The organism is Kribbella hippodromi (assembly GCF_039531045.1).
GTDB classification, from domain to species: Bacteria; Actinomycetota; Actinomycetes; order Propionibacteriales; family Kribbellaceae; genus Kribbella; species Kribbella hippodromi.
In genome coordinates this window covers 300,870-312,554 of record NZ_BAAAPH010000008.1, presented here as the reverse complement: position 1 = coordinate 312,554, position 11,685 = coordinate 300,870, and the positions used below count along the sequence as shown (strand labels likewise).

At 68.3% G+C, this 11,685-nt stretch carries 11 protein-coding genes and 1 riboswitch; of the genes, 2 read left to right on the top strand and 9 right to left on the bottom strand.

Annotation, left to right across the window (positions count from 1 at the left end; genetic code table 11):
* Positions 1-75 precede the first annotated feature (75 nt).
* The gene (locus ABD260_RS15445; protein ID WP_344234198.1) at positions 76-2,676 is read right to left on the bottom strand and encodes a DUF222 domain-containing protein; all 2,601 of its coding nucleotides are present in this window, start codon (positions 2,674-2,676) and stop codon (positions 76-78) included.
* A 290-nt stretch (positions 2,677-2,966) separates the two neighbouring features.
* Here ABD260_RS15445 and ABD260_RS15440 point away from each other — a divergent pair, with 290 nt between their 5' ends.
* Positions 2,967-3,620: a DUF3558 family protein gene (locus ABD260_RS15440; RefSeq protein WP_344234197.1), complete on the top strand. Its 654-nt coding sequence runs from the start codon at positions 2,967-2,969 to the stop codon at positions 3,618-3,620.
* Positions 3,621-3,946: 326 nt separating this feature from the next.
* Here ABD260_RS15440 and ABD260_RS15435 read toward each other — a convergent pair whose 3' ends face one another.
* The 6 genes from ABD260_RS15435 to ABD260_RS15410 form a co-directional block, all read right to left on the bottom strand.
* On the bottom strand, positions 3,947-5,176 hold the full coding sequence (locus ABD260_RS15435) for an alpha/beta hydrolase fold domain-containing protein (protein ID WP_344234196.1): 1,230 nt from the start codon (positions 5,174-5,176) through the stop codon (positions 3,947-3,949).
* 183 nt (positions 5,177-5,359) lie between these two features.
* Positions 5,360-6,499, bottom strand: coding sequence for a zinc-dependent alcohol dehydrogenase family protein (locus ABD260_RS15430; protein ID WP_344234195.1), 1,140 nt, complete (start codon positions 6,497-6,499; stop codon positions 5,360-5,362).
* Between the two features lie 13 nt (positions 6,500-6,512).
* Entirely contained in the window at positions 6,513-6,896 is a 384-nt protein-coding gene (locus ABD260_RS15425; protein ID WP_344234194.1) for a VOC family protein, read from the bottom strand.
* Positions 6,897-6,970: 74 nt separating this feature from the next.
* A complete protein-coding gene (locus ABD260_RS15420) occupies positions 6,971-7,246 on the bottom strand; it encodes a ubiquitin-like small modifier protein 1 (protein WP_344234193.1) in 276 nt (91 codons plus the stop codon).
* Complete coding sequence (gene thrC / locus ABD260_RS15415; RefSeq protein ID WP_344234192.1) at positions 7,243-8,502, bottom strand: threonine synthase; 1,260 nt, start codon at positions 8,500-8,502, stop codon at positions 7,243-7,245. The genes ABD260_RS15420 and thrC overlap by 4 nt, the downstream gene beginning before the upstream one ends.
* 13 nt (positions 8,503-8,515) lie before the next feature.
* Positions 8,516-8,656: riboswitch (SAM riboswitch) on the bottom strand.
* A 71-nt stretch (positions 8,657-8,727) separates the two neighbouring features.
* Complete coding sequence (locus ABD260_RS15410) at positions 8,728-9,675, bottom strand: DNA-3-methyladenine glycosylase family protein (RefSeq protein WP_344234191.1); 948 nt, start codon at positions 9,673-9,675, stop codon at positions 8,728-8,730.
* Between the two features lie 47 nt (positions 9,676-9,722).
* Here ABD260_RS15410 and ABD260_RS15405 point away from each other — a divergent pair, with 47 nt between their 5' ends.
* Entirely contained in the window at positions 9,723-10,190 is a 468-nt protein-coding gene (locus ABD260_RS15405) for a hypothetical protein (RefSeq protein ID WP_344234190.1), read from the top strand.
* Here the strand turns inward: ABD260_RS15405 and otsB are convergent.
* Together otsB and ABD260_RS15395 are read right to left on the bottom strand one after the other, a co-directional pair.
* Entirely contained in the window at positions 10,156-10,989 is an 834-nt protein-coding gene (gene otsB / locus ABD260_RS15400; protein ID WP_344234189.1) for a trehalose-phosphatase, read from the bottom strand. The two genes, ABD260_RS15405 and otsB, sit on opposite strands and share 35 nt — an antisense overlap.
* Positions 10,986-11,684 carry a LytR C-terminal domain-containing protein gene (locus tag ABD260_RS15395; protein WP_344234188.1) on the bottom strand — a complete coding sequence of 233 codons (699 nt, stop codon included), beginning with the start codon at positions 11,682-11,684 and terminating at the stop codon, positions 10,986-10,988. Before ABD260_RS15395 ends, otsB begins: the two co-directional genes overlap by 4 nt.
* Position 11,685: the final 1 nt, after the last annotated feature.

Sequence of the window (11,685 nt, the reverse complement as noted above, 5' to 3'; positions counted from 1 at the left end):
GCGCGGACAGCGCGGACAGCGCGGACAGCGCGGACAGCGCGGACAGCGCGGACAGCGCGGACAGATGAGAGAGGATCAGCGGGGACTCTGTGGTTCGTCTGCCGCAGGATCTCCCCAGGCGGCGAAGATTGCAGCATCCTCCAGCCAAGCGCGGTCGCCGTACGCGGGTTCACCGTCATCGTGCACCTGCTCCGGCGGGACACCCCAGTACGACGGGACGAAACCGCCTCCACCATCAACCGAAGCACCGTGATCGTCTGCGTGTACATCACGCACGCCGTACCCACGCCCGGTCGCCGGCAACTCACCCCAGATGGCAAGAGTCGCGGCCTCCCGCGCCGACAAGGCCGCATCCTCGCCCTCAGGCGCTGCACGCCCATCACCACCATCGCCCAACAATCCGCCATCACCCGCCAACCCGTCATCACCCGCCAACCCATCACCACCCGGCGGCTCGTCATCGCGCGGCAGCCCGTCACCACCCGGCAACCAGTCATCACTCGCCAATCCGTCACCACCCGGCGCCTCGTCATCACCCAGCAACCCGTTATCACCCGGGGGCTTGTCATCACCCGGCAACCAGTCATCACTCGCCAATCCGTCACCACCCGGCGCCTCGTCATCACCCAGCAACCCGTTATCACCCGGGGGCTTGTCATCACCCGGCAAGTCGCCGTTGCCCGGCGAGCCGTTGTCACTCGACTGTCGGACGTCGCCGGATGCATCGTCATCGTGTGGGAACCCGACGCCCCATGACCCGCTGTCTCTCGGCAGCCCGCCATCGCTTGACGCGACGCGGTCAACCGATGAACGACCGTGGAAGAACGAGTCGCCGTGTGGCGAGCTGCTGTCCGTTAGCAGTGGACCGGCTGACAGAAGCACGCTTCCGGGCACGGTCTCGTCGTCCGGCGCAGCTCCATCAGGCAGAGCTCCGTTGTCAGGCAGAGCTTCGTTGTCGGACAGAGCTCGGCTGTCCCGCAGGACCGCGTTGTCGGGCAGAGCTCCGTTGTCAGGCAGAGCTTCGTTGGCACGCAGGACCTCGTTGACGGGCAGGGCTCTGTTGTCAGGGAGGGCTTCGTTGTCGGGCAGGGCTCTGGTGTCGGGTAGGGATTGGTTGTTCGTGTGGGTGGGCGTTCGGGGTGCGTGGTCGTTTTCGGGCGTGGGGGTGATTGGGGTGGCTGGTTGGAGGGATGGGTGGGGTTGGCGGCGTGGGGTTGGTTTGTGGGTTGGGTCTGCCCAGGGTGGGCGGGATACCTGGGGTTTGCCGTTGGTGATCTTGATGGTCCAGTCGCCGGCGTGGAGGTCGGCGTGGTGGCGGCGGCAGAGGAGTACGAGGTTGGTCACCTTTGTGTCGCCGCCGTCGAGCCAGGACTGCAGGTGGTGGGCGTCGCACATGATGGGTGGGGCTGCGCAGATGACGCAGCCATTGTCGCGGGCGTTCAGAGCTCGACGCATGGCTCTGGTGACCAAGCGTTCGGAACGGCCGACGTCCAAGGGTTCGGAGTTGGTACCGAGTACGAGCGGGATGATCTTTGCGTCGCAGGCAATGCGGCGGATGGTGGCCGCGGAGAGACCGTCGCCGTACACCATGGTGCCGATCGCGTCCGCCGTTGCCGACTTCAGGTCCTGCAGGTCGATCGTCACTGTGATCGTCGCCTTCGCGCCGAACCCGGGAACCCAGTTGGAGGTGGGGGTGGACTCGGCGGGGGCGGCGGCTTTCGTGCTGGGCGCCGCGCCGGGTGACACGCTCAGCGCTTCGGGGTGGTCGGCGTCGGCATCCGATGTGTACGGGCGCGTGCTCGTACCGAATGGGCTGGTCGTCGGGTCGGCGCTTGAAGTGTTCGAGGTTGCCGTGGGGGCGTTTGATGTGGCTGCGGTGGGGGTTGGGGAGTTCTTGGTTGTGGAAGTCGCGTCCAGGGTGGTGGCGGCGATTGTCAGGGCTGTGGTCAGGGCATCGGCTTGGCGCTTTTCGCGGGAGCGGGGGTCTGGTTCGCCGTCGGTGGTTTTGTGGGGGCGGGCGCCGGCATGGATCAGGGCGCGGAGGAGCTCGGCATTTTCGTTGGCCAGGTAGCCGCGGAACTTTACGCCGCGGTCGGCTGAGTTGAGGGTGAGGGATTCGCGGGCGTACGCCTTGTGTTCTTCGGGTTCGGGGCCGTCTGTGTCGAGGATGTCGCGGATGCGCTGGGCGGCTTTGCGGAGCTCGGCGGGTGAGAGGTGGCGGGCCAGGCCGACCAGCTCGCGTTCGGCCACGTCGAGGTTTTCGATGGGTACGGTCGAGGGGACGCGTTCCAGGGCGGAGACGATCGCTTCTGCTTGCGCTGGGCGTAGGTATTGCGGCGTCGCCGCATCCGCGTCTGGCTCGGCTGAGTACGGATCGTGTGGCGGGGTTGGAGTTGTGTCAGGGAGGGCAGTGGAGACGGAGTTGTATTTGGGGAGGGCTTGGGCCAGGCGCACGTCTCGGCGGGCTTCGGCGCGGTCTTGGCGGTAGCGGAACGACAGTAGTTGGACGGTGTCGTGGGCTCCTAGTTCTTGCGCGTACCCGATGGATTCCAGGCCGGCGATCAGGTGGAGGCGGCGGGTATGGATGCGGGCCAGCTCAGCGTCCAGCGTGTCGAGAGCGGACAGCATTTCACTGCCGCTCATCGTGCACACTGGGCGCTCGCTGACCTCTTCCATGCACCAACTCTAGGCAGCGCCACCGACAGTTTCAAGCTGGATTCCCTTGAAAATAAGGGAAAATAGTTATCCACAGATTTCGCAGACTTTATCGTTGCCTTAGGCCCCTTATCGGCTGGAGCTCAGCGTTGATGGACGAAGTGGGTGGTGGCTTGGGATGCAGCGGAGAAGTCAGTTCACGGTCCTTTCGAGTTGCCGGTCTGACCCGCGGTTTCGCTACAGTGCCGCACAGGACAGGCGCTCGGCGGATCGTCGGCGCGTCTCGCGGTCAGGTGAGAGGGATGCTCTTCATGCGGGAAATCAGGTTCAGCCGTGCCGTCGCTGCTGTGGCGGGCGTCGTGGCTGTCGTCTGGGCTAGTTCGTGCTCTGCGGGGGCGCCTGAAGTGAAGCCGATCGAGAAGCCGACGATCAGTCTGCCGAGCACACCGGCGTCGGGCAGTCCCAGCGGCCGGCCGGCCTCGTCGGAGCCGATCCGTCCGAGCCGGACTCCGGGAGCCTGGACCCCGTCGCCGCGCCCGCGGACCGGAAACCTCGATCTCTCGGCGATGCGGGACTGCGCCGCGCTGGACCGGGTCCCTGTTACCAAGTGGCAGGTGAAGCCGGGGAAGCCGGTCGCGGAGTACCTCGAGGGGACCCGCACCTTGACCTGCACCTGGGCGTACAAACAACCGCCGTATTCGCTCTCCGTCATCGTGTACCAGAAGAGCGTGTACGGAAGCTACATCTTCAGCGACACTGAGCCGCGGGAGATCAAGGTCGGCGGATTTCCTGCCTGGTCCGGCGCGCGGATGCAGGTGCGGCCGACCTGCGAGGTCGTGATCGATATCCACGACGGGCAGCGCGCGGTCGTCGACTACAACGTCACCGGTCCGGTCGACGGCAGGACCGTGAACTGCGATTTCATGCCTGGGATCGCGACGGACCTGATCGCGGCGCTGCGCTGAGCCGGACGGATTCCGCCTGACCGGGCCGGAAGTCAGCCCTTCGGTATAAAAGCGCTCGCTTCGTCAGGCGTTCCTCGCCGGGCCCCGGTCCGCGCAGCAGTCGTGCGGGCCGAGTAGTGACGATGCAATCGTCCATCTTGCCCCGACGATTGGCGCAGCTCGGACTACGTTGTGGCGATTACATGGCGCAGGTCGCCCGCCTTGCTCGGCGTCGAGAGCGTCGAGAGCGTCGAGAGCGTCGAGAGCGGACGGTAGTTTGCTGCTGCTCATCGCGCACGCTCAGTTGTCCACGGGTTTCTGATGAACAGTTGTTGCCCTGGGCAGATTTATCGGCGAGGACCGAGCGTCTGGTGGAAGAAGTGGGCGGCGGCTTGGGCTACGGCGTGCCAGACCGGGCTGTCGTACGGCGCGTTCGGGTCGGGGAGGAGGTTGTGGTGGCCGCCGATGATCGGCAGGAGACGGGCATTTGCGCGGGGTGACGCGGCGCGGTGGGGCCCGGCGGCGCGGTGCGGTGAGTCCGGGGAGTCCGGGGAGTCCGGGGAGTGCGGTGAGTCCGGGGAGTCCGGGGAGTCCGGGGAGTCCGGGGAGTCCGGGGAGTCCGGGGAGTGCGGTGAGCCGGCGCCGGGAGATGTGTCGGCGGAGTGGGGTGAGTTTGGGGAGTGCGGGGAGGCGAGGGAGGTGGTGGGTGGGGTCGGTTGGTTGGTGAGTGCGTGGTGGAGGCGTACGGCTTGCTCGTACGGGACTGTTTCGTCGGCGGTGCCGTGGATGATGAGGAAGGGCGGGGCGTTGGGGGTTACGTGAGCTAGGGGGCTGGCGGCGCGTAGGCGTTCGGGGTCGGTGCTGCCGACCAGGGCGGTTACGGGTGAGGGGCGGTCGATTCGCATGGCGCCGCCTGGGCGGGTGAGGTCGGTTGGGGCGCTGATGATGACGACCGCCTGAACGTCGGCTCGAAGCTGAGCTTGAGCGGTGGATGCACGCCTGTCTTCAAGGGCGTTCTGTACGGGCGCCTGGGTGTCGCCCGCCGGTGGGAGATGTTCGGCGAACCTGGCGTCGTACGAGGAGTGGGCCTCGCGCGAACGGTCGAGGTCGTCGGAGGGACGGGCGTCGCACGAGGGGTGGGAATCCCTTGTGGGGTGTGGTTGTGGGGGTGTTGGGATGGGTGGGGACAGGGCGGTCAGGGCTGCTAGGTGGCCGGCGGCGGAGTGGCCCCAGAGGGCGATTTTGGTGGGGTTGATTGGGAGGTTGAGGGGGTTGGTTCGGAGCCAGGTCAGGGCGGATCGGATGTCTTCCAGTTGGGCGGGGAAGATGGCTTGGGTGCTGGTGCGTACGGAGATGGCGACTGTTATGAAGCCGGCGTTCGCCAGGGCGGGGTTCGCGAACGGGAGTTGGGCGGCGTAGCGGTCGCCGGGGCCCCAGGCGGGGCAGCCGTCGATGCGTACGACGGTTGGGGTGGGGGTTTGCGGTAGCGGGGACGGGGCAACCACGTCCAAGTGCAGGTCGATGCCGCCGGGGCTTGCGTAGCGGATGTTCATCAGGCGGGTCAATTGGCGGGGCATGGTCGGCTCCTTGGTTCAGGTTGCTTGAACCGTGGCAGGAGGATGCCGGGGTGGGCCAGAGCAGGTGGCGCGGCAAATCAAGTGGCGCGGAACGGCAAGTGGTGAGGCGGGGCAGGTGCGCGGCAGGTGGCGGTGCAGGCGGGGCGGGTGCGGCAGGTGGTAGTGCAGGGGGCAGGGTGGGGTTTAGGGGGTGATGATGGTTACCCCGGGTGGGGTGGTGGTGGTGGAGAGGGCGCCGAGGGCTGCTGGGGTTTGGGGTAGGGGGATGGTGCGGGTGACCAGCTGGGCTGGGTTCAGGTTGCCGGAGGCTACCAAGGCGAGCATTTCGGGGTAGGCGTGGGCGGGCATGCCGTGGCTGCCCAGCCAGGTGAGTTCTTGGGCGATCAGGCGGCCGGCGTTGAGGGTGATGGCTGATGGGAGCAGGCCGATTTGGATGTGGCGGCCGCGGGGGCGGAGGGACTGGAGGGCTTGCTGGGCTATTTCGTTGGAGCCCAGGGCGTCGATGGTGACGTGTGCGCCGCCGAAGTCGTTGATTGCGGCAACGACCGGATCGGCGGCGGCAGTCGGTGTGGCAGTCGGTGTGGCAGTCGGTGTGGCAGTCGGGGCGGCGCGAACCGGGCTGACAGTGGCTGCGGCGGGCGCGGTGGGCGCGGTGGGCGCGGGAGGTGGGGTGGGGGTTTGGAGGGTGTGGGTGGCGCCGTGGGTTGCGGCCAGGGTCAGGGCGGCTGGGTTGGGGTCGATGGCTATTACTTCGGCGCCCAGGGCGGCGGCGATCATGATGGCGGAGAGGCCTACGCCGCCGCAGCCGAAGATGGCTACGCGTTCGCCTGCCTTGACCTGGGCTACCTGGTGGACCGCGCGGAAGGACGTTGCGAAGCGGCAGCCCAGGCCCGCGGCGGTTGCGAAGGTCATGTCGTCGGGGAGGCGGACCAGGTTGACCGACGCGTACGGGACCGCGACGTACTCGGCGAACGAGCCCCAATAGTTGAAACCAGGTTGTAGCTGGTTCGGGCAGACCTGCTGGTTGCCCTCCAAACACTGCTCACACTGGCCACAGGCACAGATGAATGGCGTGGTGACCCGATCGCCGACGGCCCACCCGGTCACCCCGGCGCCGACAGCGGCGATGGTGCCTGCGAACTCGTGCCCGGGGACATGCGGCAGCACGATGTCCGAGTCGTGCCCCATCCACCCGTGCCAGTCGCTGCGGCACAAGCCGGTCGCCTCGACCCGAAGTACTACCGAGCCAGCGTCCACAGTTGGTTCCGGCATGTCACGGACCTCCGGCAGTACGCCGTACTCCGACACCACCACTGCTCTCATCGCAGCAGCTTAATCAGCCGACACAGAACTCGTTCCCTTCGGGATCGAGCATGACGATGTGGCCGAGTTCCGGGCCGTAGAACTCCTCGCGCACCTGCACGGCGCCGAGCCCAACCAGCTCGGCCGCCTTCGAACGCATTCGCCCGGCGGACAAAGCGTCGCGCGGACCGGGCCCGGCGACGCGGAGATCGAGGTGCAGGCGGTTCTTCGCGGTCTTCGGTTCCGGTACGTGCAGGAAGCCGATCGCGGGGCCGAGGTCGTCGGGGTCCACGATCGACGCGCCGTGCTCGTCGTTCTCGTAGCCCGGTTCGAGGATGTACCCCAGCGCCGCGGCCCAGAACTCAGCCAGCCGCGGCGGATCGGCAGCGTCTGCGCCGATTGTCCACATGGTCGCCATACCGGCGACAGTAGCCCTGGTTCCGGACGAACTGCGACCGGAACCAGGGCCTGAACCCCCTAAAACTAAAGAGATCAGCCGCCGGCGACGGCAGGGATGATCGAGACCTGCCCGCCGTCCTTGATCTCTGTCTGCAGGCCGGAGGCGAATCGGACGTCGTCGTCGTTCACGTACACGTTCACGAAGCGGCGCAGTTCGCCCGACTCGTCCAGTACGCGGCCCTTGATGCCCGGGTACGACGTGTCCAGCGAGTCCAGCACCTCCAGCAGCGTGGCGCCCTCGGCGGACACCTCGGAGACGCCCTGGGTGTACGGACGGAGGATGGTCGGGACGCGCACACTCACACTCACTGCAGGCCTGCCTTCACGAAGGCGTCGTACGACGCGGGGATGGTCACCTTGGGGCCGACCCGGTCGGCCACGGCGTCGAGCGTCTTCAGCCCGTCGCCGGAGTTGATGATCACGGTCTCGGCCTCGGGGTCGAGCTGTCCGGTCGCGATCAGCTTCTTCAGCGTCGCCACCGTCACGCCGCCGGCCGTCTCGGCGAAGATGCCTTCGGTACGGGCCAGCAGCTGGATGCCCTCGACGACCTCTTCGTCGCTGACGTCCTCGATCGCGCCACCGGTCCGCCGGGCGACGTCCAGCACGTACGGACCATCGGCCGGGTTGCCGATCGCCAGCGACTTGGCGATCGTGTCCGGCTTGACCGGCTTCACCACGTCATGCCCGTCACGGAACGCCTGCGCCACCGGAGAGCAGCCGGTCGCCTGCGCGCCGTACACCTTGTAATCGGTGGCGTCGACCAGCCCGAGCTTGCCGAGCTCGGTGAAGCCCTTGTCGATCTTGGTCAGCTGCGAACCCGACGCGACCGGAACGACGATCTGCTGCGGCAGCCGCCAGCCGAGCTGCTCGGCGATCTCGAAGGCCAGCGTCTTGGAGCCTTCGGAGTAGTACGGGCGGACGTTGACGTTGACGAACGCCCAGCCCTCTTCCTCACCGGCGATCTCGGACGCCAGCTTGTTCACGTCGTCGTAGTTGCCCTCGACGGCGACCAGCGTGCCGCCGTACACGGCCGTGGTGATCACCTTCGGGCGCTCGAGGTCGTGCGGGATGAACACGACCGAGCGGATCCCGGCCCGGGCGGCGGCCGCGGCGACGGCGTTGGCCAGGTTGCCGGTGGAGGGGCAGGCGAAGACCTTCATGCCCAGCTCGCGGGTCGCGCTCAGCGCGGAGGCGACAACCCGGTCCTTGAAGGAGTGCGTCGGGTTGCCCGAGTCGTCCTTCACCCACAGCTTGCGCAGGCCCAGCTCACGGGCGAGGTTCTGGGCGTCGACGAGGCGGGTGTACCCCGGCTCGGTGTTCGGGAAGCTGGCCACGTCCACCGGGACGGGCAGCAGCGGCTGGTACCGCCAGATGTTCTTGGGTCCGGCCTCGATCTGCTCGCGGGTGATCGCCGGGTACTCGTACCCGACTTCGAGCGGACCGAAGCACTCCATACAGGCGTAGAACGGGCCGAGCGGCGATTTCGCCCCGCAGGCGCGACAGCTCAGGTGCGTACCGTTGCCGAAGGCACCGTCCCGGATCGGGTGGGCGGTGGTCAGGCTCATGAGTGAGGTTCCCCTCTCATCTTCCCCGGCACCGGATCTCGGTGGCAGGACGGATTTGGCACCGTTCCACCGCGAAACGCCCCGGACGGGGGCTCGACGGGGAGGGTTGCCGGGACTTCAACGGGCCGTTTCCCTCAGTCCCTCTGGATGAGCTGCCCCCGAGATTACCCAATCGGGTCCATATTGTGTCCTGCGTTCCCGCCATGTGAGACAAGCGATCTCAGCTCAGCGGAGCCGGTGGGTGGCTCCCGGGGTGTGCGTCGGCAGCGATTTGCGCGGTCCGAAGCGGGGATGGCCGATCCCCGCGAGCTCGAGCAGCCGCTGCACCCGGAAGCGATGACCGCGGTACGGCTCGATCAGCTCGGCGGTCCCGTCGTCGTCCAGTTCCTCCCCGATCAGCGCGTACGAAACGTTCCGCGAAACGTGATAGTCCGCGAACGAAAACGCATCCGCATCACCGTGCGCGCGCTGCCGTACCTCAGCCCCTGTCCACACGCCGACTCCGGGCAGCGACCTGAGACGCCGCTCGATCTCCTCGGAATCGGTCAGCTCCAGCGTCCGCTCCAGCGCCTTCGCCCGGGTCGCCGCGGTCGTCACGACACGAGACCGCCGCCCCTCGACGCCCGCCCGCAGCCATTGCCAGGACGGAATCAGCCGCCACTCCTCCGGCGCCGGCGGCACCATCAGCTGCCGCCCGTCCGGTGGCTTCGGCCCCGGCGCAGGCTCACCGTACTCACGCAGCAGCAGCCGCCACGCCCGGAACGCCTCCTTGCCCGTGACGACCTGCTCGATCCCCGCCGCCGCCATCGCCTCGAACACCGCCCGCGACCGCGGCACCCGGACATGGGGGAACCGCCGCGCCGCATCCACCAGCGCCCGATGCTCCGGCAGCGGCACGAACCCGTCCCAGCTGTCCCGCTCGCCCAGCAACTCCGGCACGCCGTCCAGCGCCCAGGCCGCGCCCGGCCCCCACGCCTCGGCCTCGACCTCGCCGCCGCGCGCCCGCAACCGCAACGTCACCGGCCCGTCCGGAGTCCGCGTGGCGCGCCACACCGTCCGCAGTCCGGCATCGAACACGTACGCCGGATCGCCAGGCCCCTTCCGCAGCCCACCGATCACCGAATGCGGATCGACCGCCCGCCCAGGCCGCCAGACCCGCACCACCGAACTCACCCCCCAAGTCTTACCGCACCCCACCGACAGAACCCATACTGATCCGCATGACCGCCTGGCAGTGGGTGAAGGTGATCGGCAACTTCGTCAATCTGTCCACCCTGACCGGCCTGCTCGCCGGCCTGCTCGGCCGGGCGACGTTCACCCGGGGACCACGCGGCCTGATCTTCGCGAACGGGTACAAACTCGGCTTCCCGATCGCGGGCGCGTTCACGATCGGGAACGTCGTACTCAGCAAGCACGACCGCGCGTACTTCGACAACCCCGCGCTGGTACGGCACGAAGAAAGGCACTCCTGGCAGTACTTCTGCCTGATCGGCCTGCCGATGCTGCCCTTGTACGTGATCGGTGTCGTCGTCTCGTTCCTGCTCACCGGCGATCCGGCTTCGCGAAACCCGTTCGAGCGCCTGGCGAATCTCAAGGACGGCGGGTACGTCGAACGTCCGGTTCAGCCGATCGGCAAAACCGTCACGCAGGCGTTCAGCGGGCGGCGATCGCGTCCGAAAGAGCAGTGAGTACGGTCACCGCGCCACTCGGGTCGTCCACCACCACGTCGGCGGCGTCGATCAGTTCGGTCGCGTTCGAGGAGCGGGTCGCGAGCAGCACAGCGCGTACGCCGGTCGCGCGCTGCTCCTGGATCGCCCGGAACGCGGCGAGATCGCCCAGATCGTCCCCGGCGTACAGGATCGACCTTGCACCGGTCGACTCGAGCAGGTGCCGGATCGCGACGCCCTTGTCGATCCCGGGCGGCCGCAGCTCCAGTACGAGATTGCCCGGCTCCAGCCGCAGCTCGGTCTCCTCGGCCAGCGCGGTCAGCGGCCCGCGCAGCAGCTCGAGCGCTCCGGTCGGGTCGTCCAGCCGACGGGTGTGTACGGCCAGTGAACTGTTCTTGTCCTCGACGAACGCATCCGGTACCCCGGCGTCGCTCAGCAGCCCCGGCAACCGGTCCCGTGCTGTCGCGACACCAGCCGGCACCGGGTCGCTGGTGACCTTTCCGGTCGCCGCGTCCCAGCGCTCCAGCCCGTAGTGCCCGAGCACGACCAGCCGCCCGAGCCCCGGGTACCCACTCACACCGGACAGCTCGGTTGCGACCAGCGCCGGGCGGCCGGTGACGATCGCCACCTGGTTGACGGACCGTGCCAACCGGGCCAGGGCGTCCAGCGCGCCGTCGACCGGGCGGGAGCGCGCCGGGTCCTCGACGAGCGGCGAGAGCACGCCGTCGAAGTCGGACGAGATGACCGCGGACGCCGGGTCGGCGACGATGGCTTCCCAGCCGTCCCGGCCGGCTTCGGTCTGCAGAACCGGAGTGCTCATCCTGGGTAGTCCGAGGTGAGGATCACGGTCAGGCGGTCCTTCTTCATGTTGTCCAGCGCGCCCTTGGTCCGGCCGACGCCCAGGTCGTGGGCGAGCTGGTTGGCGGCGTCGAGCATGCCCGGCGGGTAGTACACGGTGCTCTCGGCGACCTTGCCGTGCCAGTTGTCCGGCGAACCGGACACCGTCCAGCCGGCCTGCCGCGCGCGGTTCGCGACCGAGTCGGCCAGGCCCTTGCGCGGGGTGTTGTTGTAGACCTCGATCGCCGGCCGCTCCTCGGCCGGGATCGTCACCGGCTGGCTCGGCCGCGGCGGCTGAGTGGTCTGAGCAGGGGGCTCGGACGTCGGCGGCTCACTCGGCGGCGCCGCGGGTGGCACAGTGGACTGCTCGGTCGGCGGCGCAGCCGGTGTGGACGGCTTCCCGGACGGCCGGGGCACACTCGCCCCAACAGTCGACGGCCCAGCGGACGGCTTGGCCGAGGGCTCAGTGGGCTTCCCGGCCGTTTTCGGCGTACTGGCGGCGGCCGGCTTCTCGTCGGCGTTGCTGTTGTTCCCCCTGGTCCCGAACAGCACCAGCAGACCGGCAACGATCGCGACGACGGCGGCCACGGCGACCAGCGACGACAGCACCTGCCCCTGTTCGCCACGGGTGCGGCGCGACAGGCGTACGGACGCCGGCCACGCCCGGAGGCGGGACATG

What these genes read in the sequence shown, in the direction of transcription:
- thrC (WP_344234192.1), bottom strand. Translation starts at nt 8,502, where the DNA reads ATGAGCCTGACCACCGCCCACCCGATCCGGGACGGTGCCTTCGGCAAC.
- ABD260_RS15395 (WP_344234188.1), bottom strand. Translation starts at nt 11,684, where the DNA reads ATGTCCCGCCTCCGGGCGTGGCCGGCGTCCGTACGCCTGTCGCGCCGC.
- ABD260_RS15435 (WP_344234196.1), bottom strand. Translation starts at nt 5,176, where the DNA reads ATGCCCCGCCAATTGACCCGCCTGATGAACATCCGCTACGCAAGCCCC.
- ABD260_RS15425 (WP_344234194.1), bottom strand. Translation starts at nt 6,896, where the DNA reads ATGGCGACCATGTGGACAATCGGCGCAGACGCTGCCGATCCGCCGCGG.
- ABD260_RS15440 (WP_344234197.1), top strand. Translation starts at nt 2,967, where the DNA reads ATGCGGGAAATCAGGTTCAGCCGTGCCGTCGCTGCTGTGGCGGGCGTC.
- ABD260_RS15405 (WP_344234190.1), top strand. Translation starts at nt 9,723, where the DNA reads ATGACCGCCTGGCAGTGGGTGAAGGTGATCGGCAACTTCGTCAATCTG.
- otsB (WP_344234189.1), bottom strand. Translation starts at nt 10,989, where the DNA reads ATGAGCACTCCGGTTCTGCAGACCGAAGCCGGCCGGGACGGCTGGGAA.
- ABD260_RS15445 (WP_344234198.1), bottom strand. Translation starts at nt 2,676, where the DNA reads ATGGAAGAGGTCAGCGAGCGCCCAGTGTGCACGATGAGCGGCAGTGAA.
- ABD260_RS15430 (WP_344234195.1), bottom strand. Translation starts at nt 6,499, where the DNA reads ATGAGAGCAGTGGTGGTGTCGGAGTACGGCGTACTGCCGGAGGTCCGT.